Source organism: Mycobacterium interjectum (genome assembly GCF_900078675.2).
GTDB lineage: Bacteria > Actinomycetota > Actinomycetes > Mycobacteriales > Mycobacteriaceae > Mycobacterium > Mycobacterium interjectum.
The window spans coordinates 3,448,091-3,474,855 of record NZ_LT546237.1; the positions used below are offsets into that span (position 1 = coordinate 3,448,091).

The 26,765-nt window shown below is 66.5% G+C and carries 28 protein-coding genes; 13 read left to right on the forward strand and 15 right to left on the reverse strand.

Going from position 1 to position 26,765, the window contains the following annotated elements; genetic code table 11:
* The first annotated feature begins 87 nt into the window (after positions 1-87).
* Both BN4348_RS50970 and BN4348_RS50975 read left to right on the forward strand, forming a co-directional pair.
* Positions 88-426 carry a 2Fe-2S iron-sulfur cluster-binding protein gene (locus tag BN4348_RS50970; protein WP_066916082.1) on the forward strand — a complete coding sequence of 113 codons (339 nt, stop codon included), beginning with the start codon at positions 88-90 and terminating at the stop codon, positions 424-426.
* A 22-nt stretch (positions 427-448) separates the two neighbouring features.
* Positions 449-763, forward strand: coding sequence for a DUF4286 family protein (locus BN4348_RS50975; protein WP_066915860.1), 315 nt, complete (start codon positions 449-451; stop codon positions 761-763).
* Here BN4348_RS50975 and BN4348_RS50980 read toward each other — a convergent pair.
* Both BN4348_RS50980 and BN4348_RS50985 read right to left on the reverse strand, forming a co-directional pair.
* Positions 760-1,542 (reverse strand): LLM class flavin-dependent oxidoreductase, encoded by a 783-nt coding sequence (locus BN4348_RS50980; RefSeq protein ID WP_066915862.1) that lies wholly within the window; start codon positions 1,540-1,542, stop codon positions 760-762. The two genes, BN4348_RS50975 and BN4348_RS50980, sit on opposite strands and share 4 nt — an antisense overlap.
* Positions 1,539-2,432: an SDR family oxidoreductase gene (locus BN4348_RS50985; RefSeq protein WP_066915864.1), complete on the reverse strand. Its 894-nt coding sequence runs from the start codon at positions 2,430-2,432 to the stop codon at positions 1,539-1,541. Before BN4348_RS50985 ends, BN4348_RS50980 begins: the two co-directional genes overlap by 4 nt.
* 166 nt (positions 2,433-2,598) lie before the next feature.
* Between BN4348_RS50985 and BN4348_RS50990 the strand changes: the two genes are divergently transcribed.
* Positions 2,599-3,549, forward strand: a complete 951-nt coding sequence (locus BN4348_RS50990) for a LysR family transcriptional regulator (protein WP_066915866.1) — start codon at positions 2,599-2,601, stop codon at positions 3,547-3,549.
* Here BN4348_RS50990 and BN4348_RS50995 read toward each other — a convergent pair.
* The 7 genes from BN4348_RS50995 to BN4348_RS51025 all read right to left on the reverse strand — a co-directional run bounded on the left by BN4348_RS50995 (position 3,516) and on the right by BN4348_RS51025 (position 9,788).
* Positions 3,516-4,556, reverse strand: a complete 1,041-nt coding sequence (locus BN4348_RS50995) for a CaiB/BaiF CoA transferase family protein (protein ID WP_066915868.1) — start codon at positions 4,554-4,556, stop codon at positions 3,516-3,518. The two genes, BN4348_RS50990 and BN4348_RS50995, sit on opposite strands and share 34 nt — an antisense overlap.
* Positions 4,553-5,509: an LLM class F420-dependent oxidoreductase gene (locus tag BN4348_RS51000; RefSeq protein ID WP_066915870.1), complete on the reverse strand. Its 957-nt coding sequence runs from the start codon at positions 5,507-5,509 to the stop codon at positions 4,553-4,555. Before BN4348_RS51000 ends, BN4348_RS50995 begins: the two co-directional genes overlap by 4 nt.
* On the reverse strand, positions 5,494-5,922 hold the full coding sequence (locus BN4348_RS51005; RefSeq protein WP_066915872.1) for a cobalamin-dependent protein: 429 nt from the start codon (positions 5,920-5,922) through the stop codon (positions 5,494-5,496). The genes BN4348_RS51000 and BN4348_RS51005 overlap by 16 nt, the downstream gene beginning before the upstream one ends.
* Positions 5,923-7,500 (reverse strand): methylmalonyl-CoA mutase family protein, encoded by a 1,578-nt coding sequence (locus tag BN4348_RS51010; RefSeq protein WP_066915874.1) that lies wholly within the window; start codon positions 7,498-7,500, stop codon positions 5,923-5,925. It lies immediately after the preceding gene.
* A 73-nt stretch (positions 7,501-7,573) separates the two neighbouring features.
* Complete coding sequence (locus BN4348_RS51015) at positions 7,574-8,383, reverse strand: methyltransferase domain-containing protein (RefSeq protein WP_066915876.1); 810 nt, start codon at positions 8,381-8,383, stop codon at positions 7,574-7,576.
* A 61-nt stretch (positions 8,384-8,444) separates the two neighbouring features.
* Positions 8,445-9,146: a M15 family metallopeptidase gene (locus tag BN4348_RS51020; RefSeq protein WP_066915878.1), complete on the reverse strand. Its 702-nt coding sequence runs from the start codon at positions 9,144-9,146 to the stop codon at positions 8,445-8,447.
* A 36-nt stretch (positions 9,147-9,182) separates the two neighbouring features.
* On the reverse strand, positions 9,183-9,788 hold the full coding sequence (locus BN4348_RS51025; protein ID WP_066915880.1) for a TetR/AcrR family transcriptional regulator: 606 nt from the start codon (positions 9,786-9,788) through the stop codon (positions 9,183-9,185).
* Between the two features lie 62 nt (positions 9,789-9,850).
* On the opposite strand from BN4348_RS51025, the gene BN4348_RS51030 reads away from it, so the two are divergent.
* The 3 genes from BN4348_RS51030 to BN4348_RS51035 all read left to right on the forward strand — a co-directional run bounded on the left by BN4348_RS51030 (position 9,851) and on the right by BN4348_RS51035 (position 13,212).
* Positions 9,851-11,572, forward strand: a complete 1,722-nt coding sequence (locus BN4348_RS51030) for a CocE/NonD family hydrolase (RefSeq protein ID WP_066915882.1) — start codon at positions 9,851-9,853, stop codon at positions 11,570-11,572.
* A 141-nt stretch (positions 11,573-11,713) separates the two neighbouring features.
* The gene (locus BN4348_RS61810) at positions 11,714-12,025 is read left to right on the forward strand and encodes a PE family protein (protein WP_456238211.1); all 312 of its coding nucleotides are present in this window, start codon (positions 11,714-11,716) and stop codon (positions 12,023-12,025) included.
* On the forward strand, positions 12,025-13,212 hold the full coding sequence (locus BN4348_RS51035) for a PE-PPE domain-containing protein (RefSeq protein WP_066915886.1): 1,188 nt from the start codon (positions 12,025-12,027) through the stop codon (positions 13,210-13,212). The genes BN4348_RS61810 and BN4348_RS51035 overlap by 1 nt, the downstream gene beginning before the upstream one ends.
* A 66-nt stretch (positions 13,213-13,278) precedes the next feature.
* Here BN4348_RS51035 and BN4348_RS51040 read toward each other — a convergent pair whose 3' ends face one another.
* Positions 13,279-14,796, reverse strand: a complete 1,518-nt coding sequence (locus BN4348_RS51040) for a wax ester/triacylglycerol synthase domain-containing protein (protein ID WP_066915888.1) — start codon at positions 14,794-14,796, stop codon at positions 13,279-13,281.
* 861 nt (positions 14,797-15,657) lie between these two features.
* Between BN4348_RS51040 and BN4348_RS51045 the strand changes: the two genes are divergently transcribed.
* Positions 15,658-16,461: a transglutaminase-like domain-containing protein gene (locus tag BN4348_RS51045; RefSeq protein ID WP_211145752.1), complete on the forward strand. Its 804-nt coding sequence runs from the start codon at positions 15,658-15,660 to the stop codon at positions 16,459-16,461.
* A gap of 170 nt (positions 16,462-16,631) precedes the next feature.
* On the forward strand, positions 16,632-17,102 hold the full coding sequence (locus BN4348_RS51050) for a DUF5994 family protein (protein ID WP_066915892.1): 471 nt from the start codon (positions 16,632-16,634) through the stop codon (positions 17,100-17,102).
* Positions 17,103-17,187: 85 nt separating this feature from the next.
* Here the strand turns inward: BN4348_RS51050 and BN4348_RS51055 are convergent, their stop codons facing one another.
* Positions 17,188-17,679 (reverse strand): DUF5994 family protein, encoded by a 492-nt coding sequence (locus tag BN4348_RS51055; protein WP_235852927.1) that lies wholly within the window; start codon positions 17,677-17,679, stop codon positions 17,188-17,190.
* 584 nt (positions 17,680-18,263) lie between these two features.
* Between BN4348_RS51055 and BN4348_RS62935 the strand changes: the two genes are divergently transcribed.
* The 3 genes from BN4348_RS62935 (at position 18,264) to BN4348_RS51070 (ending at position 21,954) form a co-directional block, all read left to right on the forward strand.
* Positions 18,264-18,731, forward strand: coding sequence for a DUF5994 family protein (locus BN4348_RS62935; protein WP_264034512.1), 468 nt, complete (start codon positions 18,264-18,266; stop codon positions 18,729-18,731).
* Between the two features lie 731 nt (positions 18,732-19,462).
* Entirely contained in the window at positions 19,463-21,097 is a 1,635-nt protein-coding gene (locus BN4348_RS51065; protein ID WP_066916084.1) for a fatty acyl-AMP ligase, read from the forward strand.
* 59 nt (positions 21,098-21,156) lie between these two features.
* Complete coding sequence (locus BN4348_RS51070; protein WP_066916086.1) at positions 21,157-21,954, forward strand: GAF and ANTAR domain-containing protein; 798 nt, start codon at positions 21,157-21,159, stop codon at positions 21,952-21,954.
* A 5-nt stretch (positions 21,955-21,959) separates the two neighbouring features.
* Here BN4348_RS51070 and BN4348_RS51075 read toward each other — a convergent pair whose 3' ends face one another.
* Positions 21,960-22,718 carry a GAF and ANTAR domain-containing protein gene (locus BN4348_RS51075; RefSeq protein ID WP_066915896.1) on the reverse strand — a complete coding sequence of 253 codons (759 nt, stop codon included), beginning with the start codon at positions 22,716-22,718 and terminating at the stop codon, positions 21,960-21,962.
* A gap of 43 nt (positions 22,719-22,761) precedes the next feature.
* Positions 22,762-23,469, reverse strand: a complete 708-nt coding sequence (locus BN4348_RS51080; RefSeq protein ID WP_066915898.1) for a GAF and ANTAR domain-containing protein — start codon at positions 23,467-23,469, stop codon at positions 22,762-22,764.
* A gap of 266 nt (positions 23,470-23,735) precedes the next feature.
* On the opposite strand from BN4348_RS51080, the gene BN4348_RS59695 reads away from it, so the two are divergent.
* Both BN4348_RS59695 and BN4348_RS51085 read left to right on the forward strand, forming a co-directional pair.
* Positions 23,736-23,987, forward strand: a complete 252-nt coding sequence (locus BN4348_RS59695) for a hypothetical protein (protein WP_142308744.1) — start codon at positions 23,736-23,738, stop codon at positions 23,985-23,987.
* 350 nt (positions 23,988-24,337) lie between these two features.
* Positions 24,338-24,745 (forward strand): PAS domain-containing protein, encoded by a 408-nt coding sequence (locus tag BN4348_RS51085; RefSeq protein ID WP_066915900.1) that lies wholly within the window; start codon positions 24,338-24,340, stop codon positions 24,743-24,745.
* 86 nt (positions 24,746-24,831) lie between these two features.
* Here the strand turns inward: BN4348_RS51085 and BN4348_RS51090 are convergent, their stop codons facing one another.
* Positions 24,832-25,062, reverse strand: coding sequence for a hypothetical protein (locus BN4348_RS51090; protein ID WP_066916088.1), 231 nt, complete (start codon positions 25,060-25,062; stop codon positions 24,832-24,834).
* A 426-nt stretch (positions 25,063-25,488) separates the two neighbouring features.
* Positions 25,489-26,463 carry a carbohydrate kinase family protein gene (locus BN4348_RS51095; RefSeq protein ID WP_066916090.1) on the reverse strand — a complete coding sequence of 325 codons (975 nt, stop codon included), beginning with the start codon at positions 26,461-26,463 and terminating at the stop codon, positions 25,489-25,491.
* Positions 26,464-26,765 lie beyond the last annotated feature (302 nt).

The window sequence follows — 26,765 nt, forward strand, 5'->3', positions numbered from 1 at the left end:
GTTCAACCGTCTTGAGAAGACCCTATCGCTCTGTGAGAATAGTATTCTCTATACTGAAGAATGCAAGTACGGGAGGGGGCGGTCATGGTGACGGTCACCACGATCATCGAGGAGACTTTCCGGTTGGCAGATCCCGCATCCAAGAATGGCGCCGAGGTCGGCACGGTGACGATCCACCTCGACCGGAGGAAGGTGACGGTGCCGCGGGTCCCCGGCGAGACGCTGTTGGAGAGCGCGCGGCGGGCCGGCCTCGAACCGCCCTTCAGCTGCGAGGCCGGCAATTGCGGCACGTGCATGGCCCGGCTTGAGGAAGGCCACGCGACCATGCGGGTCAACGACGCTCTCGACGAGGACGAAGTGGCCGAGGGCTACATTTTGACGTGCCAGGGCGTGCCCGACACCTCGGTCACGGTGCGCTACGAGTAGCAGTCACTGAGAGGCGGCGACAATGGCCAAGGGGATCATGCTCGTGGAAAGTGTGCCCAGTTCGCCCGATCGCGAAGACGAGTACAACACCTGGTACGACGAAATACACATACCGGAACTGCTAAAGCTCGACGGTATCGTCGCGGCGCGGCGGCTTCGCCCGGTCGCCGGCAACGGGCCGTATGTCGCCATCTACGAACTCGAGGGCGACGACCTGCAGGCCATCCTGGACAACATGATCGCCAACGCCGGCCAGCTGCACATGTCCGATGCCCTGCAACTGGATCCCGCACCCGTCCCGCGACTGCTCGAGACGACCATCGAGTGTGGTCGCTAGCAGCCGGGCAGTGCGGCGAGCGTGGCGGCCAACCGTTCGAGTTGCCTTATACCAGAGGTGAACTCGCTGCCGATCGGCAGCAACAGCGTGACATGATCGGCGCCTGCGGTCAGCTGCTCGCCCACTTGAGCGGCGATGGCCGTCGGGTCGATCGGGTCACCCTCCATGGACACGCCGACAACCAAGAGCTTGTCCGGTCCCAGCGTCTGCCGGGCGTGTGCCGTGAACGCGGCGGGCAACATGGCCGGCAATGCCCCGTCGGCGATATCACCAGCCAGCTCAAGCATTTTCGGTCCGTTCGCGGCGATGATCCTCGGATAGGGCGCGTCGGGCGCCGGCGGCCAGGTGGGGCTGTCCATCCGATTCACGTATTCGCGCATGGTGGCCAACGGTCTACCGAATTCTTGGCCGACGCTCGCGGCCTGCTCCGGGTAACCCACCCCCAGACCGAGCACGAACCGGCCCGGGTAGGCCTGGGCCAGTTGGGCGGCCGCGGCGTGCATGGTCTGCGCCGGCCGCGCCCAGATGTTGGCGATGCACGTGCCGAAAGCCATACTCCCGGTGGCGGACAGCAGCGTGGCCAGTTGCACCAGCGCGTCCTTGCCAATGACCTCGTTCGTCCAGACTGCGCGGCATCCGGCGCCTTCCAGCCGGCGGGCGGCCTCGCGCAGTGAATCGGCGGGCGGATTGCTGGTGAATGAGACCGGTAGGCACACGCCAACAGGTCCCAACGCGTTACGGGCCGCATCGATTACCGGGCTAGCCACGGCGCCGCTCATTCGCCGAAGTAATGGCCGGCATCGAGATCTTCTAGTAGGCCGGGCCGTTCGGGCTTCCAGTCCAGCGTTTTTTGCGTCAGCGCGCTGGACGTCGGGTTGTCCAGAGAGGCGAATAGGGCGAGGAACCCAAAGTGGCCGGCTTGTTCGGCGGGAATGCTGACCGCCGGCACGCCCAGGTGGCGGGCGATGACCCCGGCGATGTCACGGAACGGCACCCCTTCGTCGGCCACCCCGTGCAAACGCGTTCCGGCGGGCGCCTTTTCGAGGGCCAACCGATACAGGTGCGCGGCATCGAGGGTGTGCAGACCGGGCCAGCGGTTGGAGCCGTCGCCGATGTAGGCCGATACCCGGGTGTCGCGGGCCGTCTTGATCAGGTGGTGGGCGAAACCGTGGTGATCCAGGTTGCTGTGCACCAGAGGTGATAGCCGGATGACCGAGGAACGCACCCCGCGCTCGGCGAGAGCGATTACCGCGTTCTCGGAGTCGATCCGTGGTCCTGCGGGCAAGGTGTCGTCTTCGGTCGCAAGGCGCCCCGGCGCGGCGAAGGCGAGCAAGAGGGTTCCCGACGTGCTCACAAACGGCTTGTCGGTGCCGACGAGCGCCTCCCCCAGGGCCTCCACGGCGCGCAGATCGGCCTGGGCGGCTCCCGCAAAGTCGTCGAAGTCGTGTTTGAAGGCGAGGTGGATGACGCCGTCGGCCGCCGCGGCGGCGTCCCGCAGGCCGTCGAGGTCGTCGAGATCGCCTATGTGCGGCGTGGCACCGAGGGCGATCAGCGCCGCGGCCCGCTCGTCGGAGCGGGCCAGCCCGGTGACTCGATGGCCGGCTTCGAGGAGTTCGGTGACGACGGCAGAACCGATGTGACCGGTCGCGCCGGTGACAAAGACGTGCATGGTGAAAGTCCCTTCTGTTCCCTCAGGTCGATGCCGTCAAGTCAATGACGGGCCGCCGGGGCTGTCCAAGACCTCTTTCATATAGCGCGATGCGATTTCGGTATCGCAGCACTAAAACCGCGCTATTGGCGGACGGCACCACGAGCGGGGCGGCTACACTGGGCGCATGACGGACCCGGTATCTCCGGTCGTGGACCTCGACCTACGGCTGGTCGGCTACTTCGTTGTGGTGGCCGAGCATCGTCACTTCGGCCGCGCGGCCGCGGCGCTGCGCGTCGCGCAGCCGTCCCTGAGCCGCCAAATCCGCCGGCTGGAGCAGCAGCTGGGCGCCCGATTGTTCGACCGCACGCCGCAGGGCACCGGGCTCACCGAGGCGGGCGAGGTGTTCCTTCCGAGGGCCAAGGCGCTGCTGCGCTCGGCGGTCCAAGCCACGGCGCAGGTCCGGGCCGCCGCCCAGCCGAGCCGCATCACCATTGGCTATACGACGGGAATGATCGTCACGCCGGCGGTGCGCGAACTGCGTCGCGAGCAACCCGAAGCGAATGTTCAAGTGACACACCTGGATTGGGATAAGGCCCGGGATGCGCTGCTCGACCATCGGGTGGATGCGGTCGTGACCCGGCTGCCGTTCCCCACCGACCAGCTGCACGTGACCGTCCTCTATGACGAGCCGCGGGTGCTGGCGATACCGGTCGACCATCGCCTGGCGGGCCGGGAATCGGTGACGCTCGACGACATCGCCGATGAACCGATGCCGCGGGTGCGGCACTCCGATCCGGCCTGGAGCGCCTTCTGGCGCGTCGACCCTCGTCCCGATGGGCGCCGCGCGCCCGACGGGCCGGTCATCGACGCGCTCGAGGACAAGTTCGAACTGATCGCCTCCGGTCAGGCGGTGGCGATCACGGCCGGCTTTCACGGCAACAGCTTGCGGCCGGACATCACGACCGTGCCGCTGGAGGGCGTGGAACCCAGCCACGTCGTACTGGCGACCCGCGCCGGGGACCGCAGCCGTCTGGTGGCGGCCTTCCGCAAACACGCCGAAGCGCACCTGACTCCGCCCTTGCCTCGACGTGCGGCGGGGATTCAGCCCTCGGGCAGCTCCGGCGGCGGCCGGTAGTCGGGCTCATAGCCGGAGACACGGATCGGGCTCCCGACGAGTCGGAAATCGCCCGCCGTCACAACGACTTCCGGCGTCGCCTTGAGCGCCTCGGGCAGCGTCCTGACGGCCGCGGCCGGAACGCCGAGGGGACGTAATCGCCGTTCCCAGCCGGCGGCGGTGTCGGTCGCCAGCATCGCCGTGACGACCGCCAGTACCTCGTCGCGGCGGGCAACCCGCTCGGCCATGGTGTCGAAACCGCCGATACCCGCCTCGGTGGCGAAGGATTTCCAGAAACCATCATGCGTGATGAACAGCGCCAGGTACCCGTTGGAGGTCGGGAAGAGCTGCGCCGGAACGTAATACGAATGCGCCCCGTTGGGCCGACGCTGTGGCTCGACGCCATCGTTGAGGTAGGCCGACGCGTGGTAGTTGAGTTGCGAGAGCATCACGTCGCGCAGCGACACCTCCACTTGCCCACCCGTGCCCGAGATGACTTTGGCCAACAGGCCCAGCGCCGCGCACATTCCGGTGGAGTTGTCGGCCGAGGAATACCCGGGCAGCGTCGGCGGGCCGTCCGGGTCGCCGGTCAAGGCGGCGGTGCCGACGCCGGCTTGCACCACGTAATCGAAGGCCGGATCGTCGCCGCCGTACAGGCCGAAGCCGGTGATGGCCACGCAGACGATCCGCTCGTTGTGCCGTCGCAGCGCCTCGTAGGTCAGACCCAGCCGGCGGATGGCCGACGGCTTCAGGTTCACCAGCAGCGCGTGGGACTCGGCGACCAGTTCACCCAACCGATGCTGTCCCAGATCGGTGTTCAGGTCCAACGTGATGCTGGACTTGTTGCGGTTGAGGCTGGCGAAGTACGCGGCGCCGACGCTGCGCGAGATCTCGCCGCCGGCGGGCTCGATCTTGGTGACCTCGGCGCCGAGATCGGCCAGCAGCATGGTGGCGTACGGACCCGCCAGCATCGTGCCGACCTCGAGGATGCGTATCCCCGCGAGCGGCCCGGTGTTGCTCGGAGTCAACGCAATTCCGCCGCGAGCGAGGCGATCATTTCGCGGGTGCGGCGCTTGGAGGCGACCAGCTCGTCGCGGTTGTCGCCGATGGGCAGCAGCCGCACCGACAGGTCGGTCACACCGGCGTCGGCGAAGCGGCGCATCCGGGCCAGGATGGCCCCCTCGTCGCCGGCCGCACACAGATCGCCGACATCGCGGGCGTCGCCGCGTTCCAGCAGGCGCTGATAGTTGGGTGACACCTCGGCCTCGCCCAGGATGCGGTTGGCCCGCTGTCTGGCCTCGTCGACCTGCGCCGGCGCACACAGGCATACGGGGATGCCCGCGACGATCCGTGGCGCGGGGCGGCCGGCGTCCGCGGCGGCTTTGGTGATCTTCGGCGCGATGTGGTCGCCGATCGCGCGCTCGTCGGCCATCCACAACACGGTGCCGTCGGCGAGTTCACCGGCAAGCTGCAACATCACCGGGCCCAGCGCGGCGACCAGCACCGGCATCGGGGTATCGGCCCCGATCGCCAACGGATTGTGCACCGAAAACGAATCATTTTCGACTTCAACCGGTCCCGGCCCGGCAATGGCGGCGTTGAGCACCTGCAGGTAGTCACGGGTGTAGGCCGCCGGCTTCTCATACGGCAGGCCGAGCATGTCGCGGATGATCCAATGGTGCGACGGGCCGACGCCCAGCGCCAATCGTCCACCGGCCACCGCATGCGTCGAGAGCGCTTGGCGGGCAAGGGCGATCGGATGCTGGGCCTGCAGCGGCACCACCGCGGTGCCGAGTTCGATGCGCGAGCTGTGCGCGGCCATCAGCGACACCATGGTCAGGCAGTCGAAGTCGTTGGGTACCTGCGGCATCCACGCGGTGTCCAGACCCGCGGACTCGGCCCATTCGATATCGGAGGCCAGCTTGCTCACCTTGCGGGCCATGTCGCCACGCTCGGCGCCGATCATCACTCCGACACGCACGGTGTTTCCTTCTGCTCGGGGTCCGGGGTGCCGGTCAATGCGCGGATTTCGCGCACCAGGTCGTCCAGCGGTGTTCCGGTGGGAAACACGGCGGCGGCTCCGGCGGACAACAGCTTGGGTACGTCGGCGTGCGGAATGGTTCCGCCGACGACGACGGCGATGTCGGCGGCATCGGCGGCCCGCAACGCCTCGATGGTGCGGGCGGTGAGCGTCAGGTGCGCGCCGGACAGGATGCTCAGCCCGACGACCGCCACGTCTTCCTGCACCGCGATCGATGCGATGTCCTCGATGCGCTGCCGGATACCGGTGTAGATCACCTCGAAGCCGGCATCGCGCAGGGTGCGCGCCACGATCTTGGCGCCGCGGTCGTGTCCGTCAAGGCCGGGCTTGGCCACCAGAATCCGCACCGCCATCTAGAACACCACCGGTTGCTGGAATTCGCCCCACACCCCTTTGAGCGCGGCAACCATCTCACCGACCGTGCAGTACGCGTTGGCGCAGTCGACCAACTTGTGCATCAGGTTGTCGGTTCCTTCGGCGGCCCGGGACAGTTCCGCGAGCGTGGATTTCACGGCGCCCGAATCCCTTTCGGCTTTCACCTTGGAGAGCCGCTTCAGCTGCAGGTCGCGGCCCTCGGCGTCGAGCTCGTAGGTGACGACATCGGGCTCGGGCTCTTCGGAGACGAATCGGTTGACCCCGACGACGGGGCGGGTGCCCGCCTCGATGTCCTGATGCACCCGGAAGGCTTCGTCGGCGATCAGACCCTGCAGGTACCCGTCCTCGATCGCGCTGACCATGCCGCCGTGGCGTTCGAGGTCGTCCATGATCTCGATGATGCGGGCCTCGGTGGCGTCGGTGAGCGCCTCGACGAAATAGGAGCCCCCCAGCGGGTCGGCGACGCTGGCGACACCGGTTTCGTAGGCCAGGATCTGCTGGGTGCGCAGCGCCAGCGTGGTGGATTCCTCGGTGGGCAGCGCGAACGGTTCGTCCCAGGCCGCGGTGAACATCGACTGGACGCCGCCGAGCACCGCCGCCATCGCCTCGTAGGCCACCCGCACCAGGTTGTTCTGCGCCTGCGGGGCATACAGGGAGGCGCCGCCACACACGCAGCCGAAGCGGAACATCGACGCCTTGTCCGTCGTCGCGCCGTAGCGTTCCCGCACGATCGTCGCCCAACGGCGCCGTCCCGCACGGTATTTGGCGACCTCCTCGAAGAAGTCGCCGTGGGTATAGAAGAAGAACGAGATCTGCGGCGCGAATTGGTCGATGGTCATCCGGCCGCGTTGCACGACGGTGTCGCAATAGGTGACGCCGTCGGCCAGGGTGAACGCCATCTCTTGCACCGCGTTGGCACCCGCGTCGCGGAAGTGCGCCCCGGCCACCGAGATGGCGTTGAATCTCGGAACCTCGGCCGCGCAGAACTCGATGGTGTCGGCGATCAGCCGCAGCGACGGCTCGGGGGGCCAGATCCAGGTCCCGCGCGAGGCGTACTCCTTGAGGATGTCGTTCTGGATGGTGCCGGTGAGCTTGGCCCGCGGGATGCCCTTTCGCTCGGCGGCGGCGACGTAGAAGGCCAGCAGGATCGCAGCCGTCCCGTTGATCGTCATGCTGGTGCTGAGCTTGTCCAGCGGGATGCCGTCGAACAGGATCTCGAAGTCGGCCAGGGTGTCGACCGCGACGCCGACCCGGCCGACCTCCTCGCCGAACTCCGGATCGTCGGAGTCATACCCGCACTGGGTGGGCAGGTCGAGCGCCACCGACAGCCCCGTCCCGCCCTGGTCCAACAGGTATCGGTAGCGGCGGTTGGACTCCTCGGCGGTGCCGAAACCGGAGTACTGGCGGAAGGTCCACAGCTTGCCCCGATAGCCGGACGCAAAGTTGCCCCGGGTGAAGGGGAACTCCCCGGGCGGCGACGGTTCGGCGGTCCTGTCCGCCGGCCCGTACACGGGCTGCAGCGGGATGCCCGACGGTGTCTGAGCAGCGTTATCCATCGATGAATAACGTACTTGCAAAAAAAGAGAATGCCAATACCACGGTGTTGACCTGGGACGTTGCCTTTCTCATCTACGCTCGGCAGAGGATTTCGCCGTGTGGAATCGACAGCCAACCGTCCCGCGCCGCGGCCCAGGACCGCCACGCCGCCGCGACCTCCTCGAGCTGGGCGACAGTGGCCAGGGCCGAGGCCAGCAGGTCGCGACCCACGCTGGAGTGCAGGATCCGGTCGGCCCACATCCCGCCCCACCAGTCGCGGGTTTGGGGCGTCGCGTAGCACCAGACGCTGCCCGTCGGTGTGATGTCCTCGAACCCGGCCGCCAGCGCCCACGACAGCAGCCGCCGGCCCGCGTCCGGTTCGCCGCCGTTGGCGCGGTGCGCCTTTCCGTAGAGATCGAGCCACAAATCCAGCCCCGGGATCCGCGGAAACCAGATGAAACCGCCGTAGTCGGCGTCGCGCGCGGCGACGATGCCGCCCGGCCGGCATACGCGCCGCATCTCCCGCAGCGCCCGCACCGGATCGGCCACGTGCTGCAGCACCTGATGCGCGTGGACGACATCGAACGAGTCGTCGGGGAATTCGAGGCGATGCACGTCAGCGGTTTGGAACGTGACGTTGGACAGCCGGCGCCGCTCGATCTCGGCGCGCGCCACGTCGAGGACGTCGGCGGACTGGTCGACGGCCAGCACGGTTCCGGCCGCCACCCGCTCGGCGAGGTCGGCGGTGATCGTCCCGGGGCCGCAACCGATGTCCAGCACCGACGAACCCGGCTTCAGGTGGGGCAGCAGATAGGCCGCGGAGTCCTCCGCGGTGCGCCGCTGGTGGCTGCGCAGCACCGACTCGTGATGCCCGTGCGTGTACTTGGCCGGCCGTGCGTTCATGTCCGGAAGCCTACCGCCAGATTCATATTATGGAACCGCGGTCTCACATAGTGAGATAGCCTTAGTCCACCGGGACGTTGAGGATCGGGCGGTCGACACCGGCGCCCGGGCCGTCGAAATGCCACCACTCCCCGGAGTACGGCGCCAGCCCGCCGTACCTCATGGCGTCCCGCAGCCGGGCGCGGTTCGCCTGGGCATCGGCGCTGACGCCCTGCGTGGCGTATGCCGTTGCGCGCGAGGAGAAATCGTCGAAGTCGGTACCCATGTCGGCCAGGCACAGCCCGTCGGCATGACGCTCCGCCGGGCACTGCTCCTGCACGTTGGTGAACGTCACGTCCACCGAACGCCCGGACTCATGGCTGTGCGCGTACTGACCGGGGCGGGCCACCCAGGCGGGGTTCGGGACCGCGTTGAACAACTCGACCTGGACCTCGTGCGGCCGGTAGCAGTCCCAGAACACCAGCAGGTGACCCTGTGGGCGCAGCGCCGTCGCGGCCGCCGCCAGCCCCGGACCCATGGATTGATGCACCAGGCATCGGGCGTCGGACGGATACAGCTGCGTGTGGGTGAAATTGTTCGTCGTCGCGTAGCGCAGGTCGATGATCGCGTCGGGCACCACCGTGCGCACATCGATGAATCCGGCCGCGCGCGCCGCATCGCTGACGGGCGGCACGTCGGGACCGGCCCGCGCGGTGGCGGCGCCGCCGAGCGCTATCAGTTCAGTGGCCACCACGAGTGAAAGCAACCGCCTCGTCCCGAGCATGGAGCAATTGTCGCCGCCCGGCGCGTCGGATCCCGCTCAATCCGGGGCGATGTCGCCGTCGACGTAGCGCTGCAGGTTGGGCCCGATCGCCGCGACGACCTCGTCGTCGGACATCGACGCGATGGGCTCGATCTTCCAGACGTAACGCAACAACGCGAAGCCGATCAGCTGGCTGGAGATCAGGCCGCTGCGACGCAGCCGCTCGTCCTCGTCATCGCCCAGCGTGGATTCGCCGATCAACCCGCGCTCCACGATCAGTCGCAGCTTGTCCCGGGTTTTGGTCTCATGGGCCGCGGTCAGCACCACCGCCCGCAGCACGGATCCCACGTCTTCGTCCGCCCAGATCTCCAGGACGTTGCGGATCAGTCGCTCGCCCAGTTCCGCCTTGGGCGTGGCCCACGTCTCGGTGACCGAATCGAGCCATTTCTGCGGCGGTGCGGTGGCGGCGTCGAGCAAGCCCTCCTTGGAGCCGAAGTAGTGGTAGATCAACGCCGGGTCGACGTCCGCGGCGCGGGCGACGGCCCGAATCGCGGTGCCGGCCCAGCCGTGTTCGGCGAATTCGTCGCGGGCCGCGGACAGGATGCGCGCCGCCAGCACGCCCCGCTCGTCGCGCGGGCCCGGGCTGCTGGAACGCTTCGGCACCGTTTCACCATAGCGTGAAGTTTCATCTTGCGTTGAAACTAGTTTCAACGTAGCGTGAAACTATGGCAAGAACCGTGACGGCGCTCAACGGCCCGCAGACCACCGGGCGGCAATACCGCAACCTCAGCGAGCCCCGATATGCGAAGCGCAGCGACATCAACACCGCGATCGCCGTGCGGGACGGCACAAGGCTTTTGGCCGACATCCATCGGCCCGACGCCGACGGCCGGTTCCCGGCGCTGCTCGCCGCCTCCCCCTACCCGCGGCAGATACAGGACTTGGGTGCCCCCGCCGGATTCGTCGAGGCGGGCGTCACCGACTTCTGGGTGCCGCGGGGCTACTCGCACGTCATCGCCAACCTGCGCGGGACCTGCGGCTCGGGCGGCACCTTCACCTTGTTCGACGCTCAGGAACGCCGCGACGTGTACGACCTCGTCGAGTGGGTCGCGGCGCAACCCTGGTGCGACGGCAACGTCGGCATGATCGGCATCAGCTACTTCGCGATGACCCAGCTCGAGGCGGCCGTCGAGCGCCCGCCCCACCTCAAGGCGATCTTCCCGCTGGCCGTGACCGCGGACCTGTACGACGGCGCAAACCATCACGGCCTGCTGAGCTCGTCTTTCGTGACGCCGTTCCTGGCCATGACGGGCCTGACCGCCGAGCGCAGCGACAGGCTGTGGCGCAGCAAGCCGGTCGGCCTGGCCCGGCGGGCGCTGAAAAGCCCACGCGTGCATAAGAAGTTCGAGACCGCCAACGGCGAGACGGCGGTGACCATGCTGCGCCAAATGCTCAGGCTGCCGCACAACCCGCACCCGTGGGACGAACTCTGGCAAGAAGCGGTCGTCAAGCACCCGACCCGCGACGAGTGGTGGGAGGCGCGAAACCTGTTGCCGCTGCTCAAGGAAATCGACATTCCCGTGTACCTCGGCTGCGACTGGGAGAACGTGCCGCTGCACCTGCCCTCTACGTTCGCCACGTGGAAAGGGTTGTCCGACAACGCCTGCGTGCGGATGGGCATGCTGGGCAAGTTCGGGCTGACGTGGCCCTGGGAAAGCATGCACACCGAGGCGCTGGCCTGGTACGACCGTTGGCTCAAGGGCCGCGACACCGGCATCACCGAGGGGCCACCGATCCGGTACTTCCTGCCCGGCGCCGAGCAGTGGCGTACCGCCGACTCGTGGCCGCCGTCGCACGCACCGCATCGCGAACTCGCCCTGCGCGCCGACGGCACCCTGAGCGAGGACGAGGGCGAGCCGGGCGGTCGCGAATTCATGGTCCTCGGCTCTGGCCTGGGGCGCGTCAAACCCAGCAGGATCGACCCGCCGTCGGCACTGACCTGGACCGGCGCACCGCTCACCGAGGACCTCGACGTCGCCGGCGACATCGAACTACGGCTGGTCGCTGCGGCGACTGCGCTCGACACCGCGTGGATGGCGACGCTGCAGGACGTGGCGCCCGACGGCACCACCACCAATGTGACCGCTGGCTGGTTGCGCGCCAGCCTGCGCGAGGTCGACGAGGCGGCCAGCCGACCCGGTGCGCCGGTGTTGCCGTGCCGCAACGCGCGGGGCCTGCCCCTGGGCGAGGACGTCGTGTATCGAATCCCCTTGGTCCCCAACGCTCGACGGTTCGGGGTCGGCCACCGCATTCGCCTGATACTCACCAGCGACGACCAGGATCCCGCGGCGCCGGCGATCATGAGCTTTCGGCACGCGGGCGTCGGGACCAGCAGCCTCAACACGGTTCGCTCGTCATCGCGGCTGTTGATCCCGGTGCTCGACTAGCCGACGACGGGTGAAAGGCCTTGCGGCCGAGGACTTGCCCGACGAACGTCTTGCCTGAACGCCCGCCCCGCCCCCCGGACCGCCTTATGCTGGCGCGGGAGGGAGGGACCGATGACGTACGTGCAGGCGCAGCCGCGGGTGATGGCGACAGCGGCCGCGGATGTCGCGGCGATTGGTTCGACGATCCACCAGGCGACGACCGACGTGGCGGGCCGGACAACCGCTGTGGCGGCGGCCGCCGCCGACGAAATATCCGCCGCGCTGGCGAGACTGTTCAGCGCGTACGGCCAGGAGTGGCGGGCGCTGATCGGGCGGGCGGCGGCGCTCCACGCTGAGTTCGCCCGGGCGCTGGCCGCGGCCGGTGNTACGTCATGCCGAACTTCCCCGTCGGCCTCGTCCAAGCCCTTGCGATGCCGGCGGGAGAATATCCGGATAGCGGCATCAAAGACCTGATGCAGAACATATCGATAGCCCGCGGCGTCACGGCCCTGAATAACGCGATCCAACAGCAACTTGCCGCCGGAAATACCGTTAACGTCCTGGGCTACTCGCAGGGCGCCAACATCGCCGCGCTCGAGATGCAGCTATTGGATCCCGGCGGCACACCGAGCAATCTACCGATAAATTTTGTGCTGCTTGGCAACTCGATGAACCCTAACGGGGGCTGGGACGCGCGCTTCCCGGGTCTTAGCTTGCCGACGCTGGGCTTTTCGACCCTCGGCCCGATGCCGACCAATGACTTCGTCACCAAGGTTTACACCCTGGAATACGACGGCTGGGCCGACTTCCCGCGATACCCGATCGACATCTTCTCCGACCTCAATGCCCTGGCGGGCATGGTGACGGTGCACACGGGCTATGACACTCTGACGTCGACGCAGATCAATTCGGCGATTGTGTTGCCGACACAGGGCCCCACCCGGACCACCTTCTACATGATTCCCAGCCAAAACCTGCCGCTGCTGGATCCGGTGCGGTTGATCCCCTACATCGGGAACCCGGTCGCGGATTTGGTGCAACCCGTTTTGACGCCTCTCGTCAACTGGGGCTACGGCGACCCGAATTTCGGCTGGTCCACCGGACCGGCCAATGTGACTACCCCGTTCGGATTCTTGCCGCCGCTGAGCGACACCACCGCGCTGGGGCCCGCCCTGGTGGGCGGGACCAACCAGGGAATCGGCGCCGCGATCGCCGACTTCCACGCCGAGGGACCACCGCAGCTGCCGTCGCTGCAGGGCATAACGCAGGCGCTGACCTCACTGTCGTGGGGGTCCGGCACACCGGCCCTGCCCGCCGGGCCGCCTACGATCACCGACCTTCTCTCGGGCCTGGAAGCGGCGAACACCCAGATCGTCGACGCCGCGACGACGGCGTTCTCGACCGCCTACTCGACGCTGCTGCCGACGGCAGATATCACGACGGCCGCCCTCGCCTCCCTGCCGTCCTATGACGTCAACCTGTTCCTGAACGGGATCACGCAAATGGTCAACGGCCAGCCCCTCGATGGGCTCATCAACGCGTTTGGCTACCCGGTCGCCGCCGATGTCGGATTGCTCCCGATGCTCGGCGGTTTGGAAGTTGCAGTCCTCGGGGAGGCGGGTTACTCGATCCTGACCGGTACGCCGTACGGGAGCTTCTGATCGTTCTCGCGGTGGCCCGGGGCGGGATCAACGAACGGGCGACAAGCTGCCACACAGCACCGGGACTTACTTGAACCTGTCGTGGCTTCTGCCGCGTGCACGATTCACGGGATGTGACGTCATCTCCGTAACGACGGATCGGCCTTGCCCACGAGGAGATTCCTGTGCGGCCGCCACCAGAATGTCGAGTGAGTGCGCGATCCCGGTCGCCAGATCGTCGACCGCCGGCACGTTGTCGGGGCACGCACACACGCTCACATCCAGATCGTCACCGCGGGAGGTCAGCGCGATGTTCAACCCACTTTCCTCGGCCAGTGGCACCACGGTATGCATGCCGACGACCTTGACGCCGGCACAGTACGCCGGCACCGGCTCAACGGCAGTCGAGGAGACACTGCCGTGGCAGATCGGCTTGAGTTGACGCCGCAAGCCCGATCGAGCGTAGAGCTGCGCACCCACGTGAGCTACCGCCGGCGGGATGAGCGAGGCCACCGTCTCCGAATCAATCATGGGACGATTTTCATTGCTGCGTGCCCGAATTGCGTTCAGCCTTTCGGTGGCGGTATGGAGGTTGGCGAGGACCTGCACAGGGTCGTCGAGGTGCACCGGGATGCGAAGCCGCCCGACCGTCAACGCCCTGCCGATCGGGGGGGATTCCGTGGCCGGCAACTCGAATGGCATCCGCATCAGCAGCGGACCCTCGGGCACCTTGTCGTGTCGCTGCAGCCAGGCGCGCAAAGACAGCGCGCACGCGGCCAGAACAACATTGGTGATGCTGCCCCCGAACGCATCGCTGACCGTCTTCACGTCTGCCAGCGGGATCGCGGCGAATGCCACCGCGCGCCGCTTGGTCAGCGGCTCGTTGAACACTGTGCGTGGCACCGGCCCGCTCATCGACGCTGCCGACGGGGTCATCGGTCTTCGTTCGCGCGTGCGGAGCAGCCGGCTGCTGACGCCCTGCAGCACACCGGACACCGTGTCGGCGATCAGCCACATGCCGGTGACGTGGTTCTCGACGAGCTCGGTCACCACGTCGGCAACGAGTTCGCGGCCGGAAGGAGCCGGGCCAAGGCTCGGCTCGATCGGCAGGTTGTTTGCCGGGTCGGCGTGCGGCCGGGCAGTCAGCAGCCGCGGCCATAAGGACGCGGCCCCTGCCGCCCCGTCATTCAATGCGGGCGACATCCTCACCGCCAGCGCCCACCGCCCGCCCGCCAGACCGTTGATGCTCCACGCTTCCCACAGCCGGTTACGGCGATCCCGTCCGCCGGTGCTCAAATCCGCGATGAGACCGGCCAATTCGCGCCGACCGCCGGGAGCGCGCACCGTTGCGCAATGAATTTGCGGAGCGGGATCGTAGTCCTCAATCTCGGCCCACAGGGGCTGCCCCACCCCCAGCGGCTTGGTGACCAACCGGCTGCGAAAGCGCGCCAGCTGCGGCAGCGACGCGGCTAGGAGTTGGTGTAGCCGCTGGTGGCTGAGCCGATCGGACGCGTCGAGGACGACCAGCGTGACCGTGTGCGCGGGCATCTTCGAGCTCTGTGTGTGCAGCGACAGCGCATCGATGCCCGACAACCGCATAACCATCAGAGCACCATCCCCTCTGCAACGAAACCTTTTGCGCCACAACGCTTAACCAACACGCGCCCACGCGATGCCAACTGAATCACGTTCAGCGAGCCCGTCTTGGACAGCTACCTCTGCAATTCGATGAGTCGCGCGGCGCGTTCGACCACTGCGTGCGCGGCGACGCTGGACGACGAGGCGGCGCACGTGGCGGAGGGACCAAACGACCGTGGCGACTGACGACCTAGTGACGGTCCGGTGGGGCGCTGCGATACGGGAAAGACGCAGGGAGAAACTGCCGCGGGGTCGCGGGCCGATCTCGACGCTTCGGCTGTTTTGCTCTGCCCCGCGAATCCCAGCGCTCCCGCGCGGCGTCCCACCCCCGGGCTGTCGCGTGCGTATCCTCGCGTCATCGCGACGCTCCCGTCTTGACCGCGATACCGGCCAGATCAATCGAATCGGCGACCACCAAGGACGATACGAACTGAATGCCGCCGATGCTTTGCCACCCTACTCCGATCGGGTGGGTTAAGACACGGACCGTCAAACCGCGCCGGGGGCACGACCATGAGGCGGACCACGCAACGAGTCCCGGCTCAATCGGCGGCCATGCTGCGTTTGTACACACAGTGACGATTCGACGGCGGCCGGCCTGGTGCTGACTGCTTAACACCACAGTTGCGCACCAACGGCCATCTAGCGGCAGACCATCTCGAACGCAACCTGCTCAGTCCGCCGCTGTCATTCAGCGTAGGCGAAATGGAGTGGAGATAGAAGATTCGAAGACGGACCCGCGACGGGACCTCGCAGGGCGACACGCCCGTCCGCGACGACGCCGGCGCTCGCCTGGCGGATCCGCAACGATTGGCGCAGTATCTCGTTATGAGACGTGAAGTGGGCGCCGAGATCGAAGTTGAAATCACCGCGCCCACGACGCTGGAATTTCAGATTGCCGTGGCCCCGCATCCAGGCACCGAGGTCTTCGAATCGCTGCGCTTTGTCTTGAACGGAGAGCCCGTCCGGCCCTTGGAGATCAGTGGTGTGCATGGCAACCGCATCCACAAGTTCGACGCGGGGGTGGGCACACTGAAAGCCGACTATGCGGCGACGATCGTCGGTCAGACCGATCCCGCACCGGTGACCGAATACGACCTGTCGATGTATCTGCGACCCAGCCGCTACGCCGAGGCCGATAAGTTCTACGGTTTCGCCGCAACCGAATTCGGCACCTTCGGTGATTCGGCGACGCTGCTGGAAAACGTGAGCTCATGGGTGGGCACCAGGCTGAACTACGTGCCCGGCTCAAGCGATCCGATCGACGGGGCGGTGGACACCTTGCTCTCCGGCGCAGGTGTGTGCCGCGACTACGCGCACCTGGTGGTGGCCCTGCTGCGGGCCGTCAACGTCCCGGCCCGCCTGGTGTCGGTGTACGCGCCCGGTGTGTACCCGATGGACTTCCACGCGGTGGCCGAGGCTTTTGTCGACGGGCAATGGCGGGTGGTCGATGCGACGCTGCTGGCGCCGCGGCAAACCCTGGTGCGCATAGCCACCGGTCGTGACGCCTCCGACACCGCGTTCCTCGACAATCACAAAGGCGCGATCACGCTGAATCAGCTGGTCGTTACCGCCGTCCTGGACGGCGACTTGCCGGTGGACTCGATCGACCACCTGGTATCCATCCGCTGAGCCCGCCGCCCGATCGGGCCGCAGCGGCAACCACCTGGCGACCAATCGCCCGGCACGGCCCCGTGTAGTGTGGGAGGCATTGGCGATACCCCGTGCCTGACTGTTCAAAGCCATGTCGTCGCCGATTCGAATGATTTGACCGATCTCACGGTCAAGACGGGAGCGTCGCGATGACGCCGAAAGATGACCATATGGACACCGGGAACCGGCATGCCCCGCCGGCGCACACACCGCGCTTGAGGCTGAAAGCCAAGGCGCCCCAGAGCGGGTACGTCGACGGCGCATGGTGGCCGCACAGTGACGACCTCACGGCGGAGCTGCCAGACCTGCTGGCGGTGCTGTCGGTCCGGCTGGGACGGATCGGCCGCGTGCTCTACAACATGAACGATTGGGCAACGGCACCAGCAAAATTCGCGACCGGCGGGCGAACGGTACGGCTCGACGGATATCACCGTCAGCCGGTGAACACCGTCGAAGTGCTCGGGCTCAACCGCAACAAGATCGTCCTATTGGTTATTTCCCCGCATGCCGACCCAGAGCAGGCACACGCCATCATGATGACAGCGGCCGGGCCGACCAACACCTCGACCGTCGAGAGCCTGCTTACGACCGGCACAGCTGAAACAGAAACCCGCGTCTAAGCGGGCGGCCCCAAAACCACCGGGAATCAACAGATTCCGTTCTGCATCGACGTCGCGCCAGTCCCTCGGCGGCGACGGGACGTCCTCAGTCGTCCCGGCCCTTTGGTATCGCTGCGACATCCGCTCGCCGTGAGGGACGCACCTCAAACATTCGCTCGCCCCGGGCCATGCGCATAATGCATTCGGCGGTCTGGAACGCGCGGGAATCGCGATGCGCCGCGTTTACGGGCAGGCCGGCAGCCTGGCGCAAGACCATTACCGCAAGGGCTGTGGCAGTTCGGTGCGGAACGATCAGTAGTTTCGCCCGCGCGTCGCGGCCGCCGACCGTCATGATGTGTGGGCGTACGCCCTGCCACCAGCCCCAATTCAGGTCCGGCTGGCGTTGCAACGACGACCAGTTGACGTCGATGTCGATGACCTGGCCCAAACGGGCATCCAAAACCGCGACCAATTCAGTCAGCTCACGGGAGATCACACCAGTACGGGGCCACCACGCTCCATCAATCTTGTTGCCGAGCCGGGATGCCAGAGTGAGCCGCACCGGACTCGCGGGGCGTTGCGACCCCGCCGCATTGATCACGCCCGCAGTTCGCTCCCCCACCGAGGCGGTGCCATCGCACCCTTGCTCCACGGAACCTGCGATTAAATCTATTGTCGGATTCTGTTGAGACGCAATGCCACCGACCGACGGTTTTGCGCGTTTCATGGGACCGGCCCTTCGCAGTTCGAAGCGATCAACCCGGAAACGGGCCGACGGAGGAATTGCATTGCCCGTGATCTCGACGGGGGATGACGTCCGAGGCCAGCGCCGACAACGAAACAGCTCTAACAGCGACGTTACGCCACTATCCGTTCTGGTGCGGGCGTGGTCTGGCGCTCCGCTCAGCGGGGGCGCACCGACATCGTTCCTGTGCGTCGCCGGGCGCCAATCATTCTTCGGGCCCGCCCCGTGACCTTCGCGGCTCCTGACCACACCACGGCGCCAATCCCCACTGGTGGCGCCCAATCGGTTTGTGAATCGGCAAGCGACGTCGCTTCATGGCGATTCGTCGATCGTCTCGGGATCGATCGGGGTTATGCTCCCGGTGTCGTGGGTTTGTCGAGTACCGCCCCGTTGGGCAGCCGTCTGCGATAGCGAAATGAGTCGACGGGAGCGTCACCGTGGCGCATATTTCTTCGAATCCCCCAGGTGCTACCCGACTGGCCCTATGCGAACGCGACCCCACCCGCGCTGCCGTAGATGGCGCTTGGTGGCCGAAAAGCCTGGACCTGAGGTCAGAGCTACCCGACTTGCTGGCCGTATTCGGTTCATGGATCGGCGCGGTGCACCGAGTCGTTTACGACCCGAGCGTGTGGTTGCCCGCCCCAACGCGACTTATCCGGCACGGCGAAATGGTCTCGCTGAATCCCTACCGGCTGGTTTTCAGCGACACCATCTATCTAGTCGGCACGCACTCGCGCGACGCGGTGTTGTTCGTGCTTGCACCGTCGAGCTCTGACGAGGAGGCGCGCCGCCTTCTCCACGAGGTCTCGACGTCAGGACTACCGATGAATGCTCGTGCGTTACGGCAGCTAACCCGACAATACGCCGCAGAAATCGAGCCATCGGTGGAACCGATGCTTCAATAATGGGTTTCGGGCGTACTTGAGGCGGTTCGGCCGAGTCGGTGAGGCCGCAGCAACCACCACGTGCGCGGCAGTGGCTTTTGTGACACCGCCGCCAGCGGGGTTCCGCCTCCCGCGTGACCTCGGCGTCAGCGTTCTCAGTCATGGTGCGGCAGAACCGATTCTGAATATTGGATATAACCTGGTCACCGAGTTCCGTTGACTGCTCTTGGCATACAGGAACTTGCGAAGGTTCGCGGACAACCGTGTGCGCGACGGTTGGGGATAGGATCAACACGGCGGCCCCGTGGGCTGCGCCGTTCAGCATTTTCCTGAATGCGCCTGCGGTATTGTTGACTGCGGTTGATTGCGCAGCCTCCCCGGAAACGTCCGGTGGCGATCGGTAAGGTCCCCGCCGCCACGCGTCTGCCCATCCGGTTCATCCGACGGTCACAGGGTTGTGCTTGCAACTGCCCCCTGACGGAGTCCGGTGCTCAGAATCGCTGCACCCGTCGGCGACAACGGCGCGCCTCGCCGGCTGATGGCTCGCGAGTGTGTACCGTCCGCGTGTCTGACGTGCTCTTTCTTCGATCGGACCGAGGGAGCATTCGGGATGTGCGCGTAGGGGGCACGCTCGGCCGCTGCGTTCGTCGTCGGCCCAATCCGTGGCCCGACCGCACTCCTACCGCGACATCGGCAGCGCTGGTGGCCCGGCGATCTCACTGCGCCGCCGCGCCGTAGCCAAAGGATTGGTCGTGAGTAAATTCACCGAAACGATGTACGGCACGGCCCAATCCAGTTCGAAGGGCATGGTCACCGGGGAGCCGAACTGTGCGGTCCGGCATACCTGGGGCGAAGTGCACGAGCGGGCCCGTCGGATCGCGGGTGGACTGGCCACGGCCGGCGTCGGGCGCGGGGACGCCGTTCCCGTGCTCGCCGGTGCCCCGGCCGAGATCGCGCCTGCCGGGCAGGGCATCTGGATGCGTGGCGCCAGCCTCACCATGCTCCACCAGCCCACTCCGCGCACCGACCTTTCGCGCTGGGCTGAGGAAACCGCCGGCGTCATCAAGATGATCGGTGCCACAGCGGTTCTCGTCTCTGATCCGTTCATGGCCGCGGTCCCACTGCTGTCCCAGCTGGGCATGCGAGTGTTGGTCGTCGAGCGACTGCTCGACGACAACCCGATCGATCCGGTCGAAACCGACGACGATGACGTCGCGCTGCTGCAACTGACGTCCGGGTCCACCGGGTCGCCCAAGGCCGTGCAGATCACGCACCGCAATGTCGTATCCAATGCCGAGGCGATGTTCATCGGCGCAAACGTCGACATCGACACCGACGTGATCGTCAGCTGGCTACCGCTCTTCCACGATATGGGTATGACCGGATTCTTGACCGTGCCAATGTATTTCGGCGCAGAGCTGGTCAAAATCACGCCGATGGACTTCCTCCGCGACATCCTGCTGTGGGCCAAGCTCATCGACAAGTACAGGGGCACGATGACGGCGGCGCCGAACTTCGCCTACACACTGTTGGCCAGACGGCTTCGCAAGTCGGCCCAGCCGGGCCAGTTTGACCTGTCCACCCTGCGATGGGCACTGTCGGGCGCTGAACAGGTCGAACCCGCCGACGTCGAAGAACTCTGCGAGGCCGGCAAGCCGTTCGGGTTGCGCCCGGAGGCAATCCTGCCGGCCTACGGCATGGCCGAGACGACCGTGGCGGTGTCCTTCTCCGAGTGCGGCGCGGGCCTGGTGGTCGACGAGGTCGACGCCGACCTGCTTGCCGTACTGCACCGAGCTGTTCCGGCGAGCAAGGGAAAAACCCGGCGACTGGCCACGCTTGGCCGCCTGCTGAAGGGGCTGGAGGCCCGCATCGTCGACGAAGACGGCAACGTCCTGCCCGTCCGGGGCGTCGGTGTCATCCAGGTGCGCGGCGAACCCGTGACGCTGGGCTACGCGACGATGGGCGGTTTCGTCGCTGCACAGGACGACCAGGGGTGGTATGACACCGGCGACCTCGGGTACCTCACCGAGTCCGGACACGTCGTCGTCTGCGGACGGGTCAAGGACGTGATCATCATGGCCGGGCGCAACATCTACCCGACCGACATCGAACGGGCCGCGGCGCGCGTCTGCGGCGTCCGGCCCGGTAGCGTCGTGGCGGTGCGCCTGGACGCCGGGCACGCCCGCGAGACGTTCGCGATCGCAGTGGAGTCCAACGACTGGCAGAATCCGGCCGAGGTGCGCCGCATCGAGCAACAGGTGGCCCACGAGGTGGTCGCCGACGTCGATGTCCGCCCCCGCAACGTGGTGGTGCTCGAGCCGGGAATGATCCCCAAGACGCCCTCGGGGAAACTGCGGCGTGCCCATACGTTGGCGCTCGTCGGCTGACTTCTTCGGGGGGGATCGAGAGTACGTTTGTGGTCGAGGGTGTACGCGAGGAGGGGATGTTGGCCGACTTCGACGCCCAGCCGGGTCGTAAGGTGCCGCCCGAACTCTCCCCGACCCAACGGGAAGCGGACGAGGCCGAATTGTATGCCGGGCTCCGCGGAGTGGCAGGGATCGTCGCCGGCGCCGGCGGAGTGATCGACCTCCTCCGGGACGTGGCCGAGTTCGCGGCCCAGGCGATCCCTGGCGCCGAAGGCGTGGGCGTCGCCTTGATCGACCCGCAGCACGGCATATCCAGCGTGCGGACGTGGGCGGCGACGGCGGCGCTTGTCTACGAGATCGACACAGTTCAGTACGACGAACTGAAGGAAGGGCCATGCATCACCTGCATGGAGTCGCGGCGGCCCACGGTGAGCGGATCGCTGGGCAGTGACAACCGTTGGCCGCACTTTGGTGGCCGGGTGGCGCGGATGCGCATGCACTCCGCGCTGGCGCTGCCGTTGGTCGTCGGCGAGCAGGTGATCGGCTCGATCAATGCCTATGCCAAGGGCCGCGACGCCTTCGCCGAGCACGCCGTGCGGTTGGGATCCCAGTTCGCCAGGCCCGCCGCGGTATCGGTGTACAACGCGCAGTTGTTGGCCAGCGCCCACGAACGGACGCTGCGATTGCAGCGCGCGTTGGACAGCCGTTCGGTGATCGATCAGGCGATCGGCATCGTCCGCAGCCGGTCGGGGGGCAGCGCAGACGAGGCCTTCGAACGGCTTACCCGTATCAGCCAAACCGAGAACGTCAAGCTGTACGCCGTCGCCGAGCGGCTGGTCGAGGAGGCCGTGCGGCGGGCCCGCGCATGGCGTCGCTGAGCCGGTTAATGGGGTCGCGCAGCGGCCAGTTCGGCCAACCGCCCGACCAGCATTGGGCGGGAAAGCCGATCCGTCATCAATCGGTGGGCGACATCGGTCAGGTGTTCGCCGTTGGCCCGCGCGTAAGTCCGCAACAGGTCGAAGGACGTCTCCAGGGACACATCCAGCATGTGGTGGAGGAGGCCCTTGGCCTGCTCGACGATGACCCGGCTGGTCAGCGCGGAGCGCAGCTGCGGCATGAGGGTGGCCGGTGTGGGTGGGTGTTCCTGGAGGATCGCGACGCACGCGATGTGTGTCAGGGTCTGGCCGACAAGCAGATCGGCCTCGGTGAGTTCACCAGCGCGGGTGCCAAACAACCCGAGGGCGCCCAACACGATGCCGGCCGCCCGCATCGGGACGGCGTGCACCGAGGCGAAGCCGGCCCCGACGGCGGCAGGAACGAACCGCGGCCACCGCTGTGCTGCCCCTTGGATGTCGGCGACCGAGACCGGTTGGCCGGTGGCGTAGCAGTCCACGCACGGGCCTTCGTCGGCTTGTAGCTGGAAGAGTTCGATGTCGCGGGCATGCTCCGACGTGGCGGCCAGCAGGCGGAGCTGGTGCAGCGGGTCGGCAAGCAGAAATCCGGCGGCCTCGATGTCGAGCAGCTCGGCGCAACGCTCGGTGAGCGCGGTCAGCAGGTCGACCACGTCGAAGTCATCGAGCAGGCTGTCGACGAGCGAGACGACGGCGTCCAGCACGCGGGTTTCACGAGGGGTGTCAGTCACGGCGCCCTCCTTCCTGAAATGTTGGTGTCGGTGCGATCCCGCATCAGTCGATTTCGAGCTGTAGTTGGCGCTCGAGGATGTCGCGGGCGACGTCGGTGGCGGTGCGGCCGGTGGCGTAAGCGTGGGCGCGCAGCCGGACAAGGGCCTCGGCCGGCTCGATTTCCAGCTGGGCGACAAGCATTCCCGTGGCCTGACTGACCTCCGCACGGCTCAGCGTGTTGAGTTCGGCCCAGGCGTCGCTGTTCGGGTCGGCGGCGGCGGCCTGCAGGTCGGCGTCGAGGAGGTCCAGCAGCGGGATGCCCGCAAGCTCCGCGGCGGCGACCGCGCCGACCAATTCGTCGCCCACCAGTGGCGCTGGCTGCGCGCGGAATAGGTCGAGCGCGCCGACGAATTCGCCTGCCACGACTACCGGTATGGCATAGACGCCCCTGATCTGGTGGGCCAGCATCGCAGGACGATAGGCGGGCCACCGGGCCTCCTGAGCGTCGGCCAGGTCGACGACCAGAACCGGAATCCGCCGGCTGACAGCGTCCAGGCACGGCCCCTCGCCGAGGGTGAACTGCAGTTCGTCATACACGCGGGCAGGCGCGCCGCTTGATCCCAGCGTTCCGCTGCTCGCGCCCTCGAATACGAGCGAAATCGCCGCTGCGTCAACGTCGAGAAGAACCACGCAGGCCTCGCACAGACAGTCGGCGGCCTCTACCCCGCGCCGGCCGTCGACTGCCGCGAGGAGCCGCTCGTGTATCGCCACATTTAGCCGAACGGGATTCGGGCGACTGTGAAACTGCCCGCGGGGCTCGGCGGCAAGGTCATCCCTCCACCTTCCACTAGTTGGAGGGATTTGACGAGCGCGACGCTGCTTTCATCGCTTGGCGCGGCCGTAATCGCGCCTCGGTCCGTCGGCCGGTTAATCGGTCATTGACCTGTGCCCTTAGCCGGAGAATCCTCGAAGTGGTCACCGGGACGATTCCCGGGAGGGTGGACACAGCCGACCTACTACCGCGATCGGGGAGAGCAATGGGTTCCGAACATGCAACAGAACAGGTGCCGCTTTCAGAGATCCAGGAGGGTGACATGCTCCACGATCCGCAATCAGGCAACTGGATCAAGGTCACACACACAGCGGACAGCAGCACGCGCGTCACTCTTAAGGATTCAGAACACGAGACAACGGCAACTGAGCACTATCGCGTCTACTCGGGCGATGGAGGTGAAGAGATCGATTCCCGGCGCGTCACAGGTCTCGTCGATCGGCAGGTGAGAGAGTAATCGCGAGCGACCGTGTGACGGCGAGCATCATAAGATGGGGGAATACGAGGCACGTGAATTGAATTGCGCGGCAGCATCGTTCGGCGGCCGCGGCGTTGCGGGGGGCGCCCAAGTGCTAGTACAGCGACGTCGTCCTGGGCCCCGGAGCCCTGCCCAGCCGTCGACTAGCGCCCGAGCGCCTTCGCCGATGGGCCTGGTTTATCCCGGTTTTGACAACTATCGTGTGCGACGGAGCATGTTGTCCCACCTGCAAACCACCACGCCGCAGTCGATGTGCTTTTTGGGCGCTCTTGCGCCACTCTGAGACGGCATACGTTGGCGAAACAGCGTATGTGCAATAGGGCTAACGGATGTCGGAGAGCCGTCGTTTTCGGCGCCCGAGCGATTCCCCGACGGTCAAACCACAGCAAAGGCCCGCTTTATCGGCGCTCGAACGAATCCCAGTACCTGCCATAGCCCTAGCGGACGACGGGTCCGTCCTCTTCGCCAACGCCTCATTCGCCGAGATACTCGGCTGCTCCCGCGATGCCGTCACCTCGATGAGCTATGAACAGATCCTCTGTGCCCTCCCCACCGAAGAAACGCTTTTCGGTGTAGCTCGCCTACGCGCCGACACCATCGGGGACTTGCAGCACTTAGACGGGTCAACGATTTTCGCGAAGGTGACCAAATCGGCAGTAACCCGCCGCGCCGGCTCGGTCGCGATCGCTACTTTTGACCAACTGGTCGAACGACTATCGGGGCTGGCGGAGCCGTGATCCATCCGACCTTTGACGGCTGGCAGGTCGTTGTCGACGGGACGGCGCACAAGGCGGACCCGGTCGGAAGTCCTACCGCGTCGTCATCATGCTTTGGTGTACCTGCGAACTAACTCGTCTTCGCCGAACGTGTTCGTGTGCTGTAGGCCCGCATCGTCGCGGCCGAAAAAGGTCCACTGCCCGTGACTTGTCTGTGGCGTGCTGATCAGCTTGACCTCGTAGCGCAGACTTGTGGGCTGCAGCGTGCCGATGACATCGCCGACCCGAATCTTCGAGGGATGAATCTCTGGTGCATCGCACCAATTCTCTATGCTCATGTCGTCCATCCCGTCTGTTGCCTTCACAGTAGCGGGTCTTACCCGGACAAGAGGGAGATCGGCGATTAACGCCCATCACATCGCGCAGCTTCGGCGGTCCCAGCAGCTCGCGCTCGAGGCCGCCAATTCCGCCCTCAAGGGCTGCTACGCGAAAGCCCCTTGCCCGCGAATGCACGAATAGGGCGCCCCGACCGCTGCCGCGGGAACGTAGTGCTCTGTCAGGGCGATCCCGAGTGGCACCGTCCAACGTATCAAATACGTGCCGTGCTGATCTCAGCCGGACCACCGGGCTCGCAACAGATTTCGGCAACCACGCGGGGATGGCATCAACCATGATGATGGCGACCCCCTTGTCGGCCGGGCGGCACCTACGGCTCCTTCGGCGCCGCGCCCGCGCGCGATTCTGCGGCCCGTGGCCGGGCAGGGTTAGGCGAGCACCGCGGCGATCTCGGTGGCCGCGTCGGCGCCGTACGCACCCGCCAAGCGGACCTTGGCGACGTCGGCGTCCCATTGCCACTCCTGGGTTCCGGTCGACTCCAGCACCAGCACTGCGACCAGCGACCCCAGCTGCGCCGAACGCTCCACGCTCAGACCTGCGCTGCGGCCGGTGAGGAAGCCGGCCCGGAACGCGTCGCCGACGCCGGTGGGGTCGGTCTGGCTGGTCTCGGGTACCACGTCGACGTGCGTGGTCGTGCCGTCGCGCTCCACGATGTCGACCCCCTTCGCGCCCAGCGTGGTCACCCGCAAGTCGACCTTGGTCAGAACGTCGGCCTCCGACAAGCCGGTCTTGTTGAGCAACAGCTCCCACTCGTAGTCGTTGGTGAACAAGTAGGTGGCACCGTCGATCAGCTTGCCGATTTGGTCGCCCGACAGCCTGGGTAGCTGCTGTGACGGGTCCGCGGCAAACGCCAGGCCGAGTTTGCGGCACTCCTCGGTGTGCACCACCATCGCGTCCGGATCGTTGGCCCCGATCACGACCAGGTCGGGTTCGCCGACGGCGGATACCACGTCGGCGAGCTTGATGTTGCGGGCCTCCGACATGGCGCCCGGGTAGAACGACGCAATCTGGGCCATGTCCTCGTCGGTGGTGCAGGTGAACCGCGCGGTGTGCGCGGTCTGCGAGATCAGCACGTTGTCGCAGTTGACACCGTGCCCCTGCAGCCATTCGCGGTATTCGCTGAAGTCATCGCCGGCCGCGCCGACCAAGGCGACATCGCCGCCCAGCACACCGATGGCAAAGGCGATGTTCCCGGCCACGCCGCCCCGGTGGATCACCAGGTCGTGCACCAGGAAGCTGAGCGAGACCTTTTCCAGATGGTCGGCCAGCAGATGCTCGGAAAAGCGGCCGGGGAACCGCATCAGGTTGTCGGTCGCAATCGAACCTGTTACCGCGATCGTCACGAAATTCTCCATCCTTCGTTATATATATTCACGCGCTTGCGCCTTAGCTGGACGTGTGTCCATTAAGCGGGCAAGCCCACCGCCGTCACAGCTCTTGGACAGCTTTCGTGGCGGTGTTTAACAGTTGCATAGGTGTATGTTCGGTATCGAGGCTACCCAATGACGCGTCCCTCAGCCATTCCGTTCAGCGCTGTAGTTGCGGATCTGGTTGCGATTGTGTTCCACATTGTTGGGGCACGCCTTCGGGCTTCCGGGTCAAAGGTTTGTCGGCCCGCGCGTCGTCCGCCTTCGTATTATTGAAG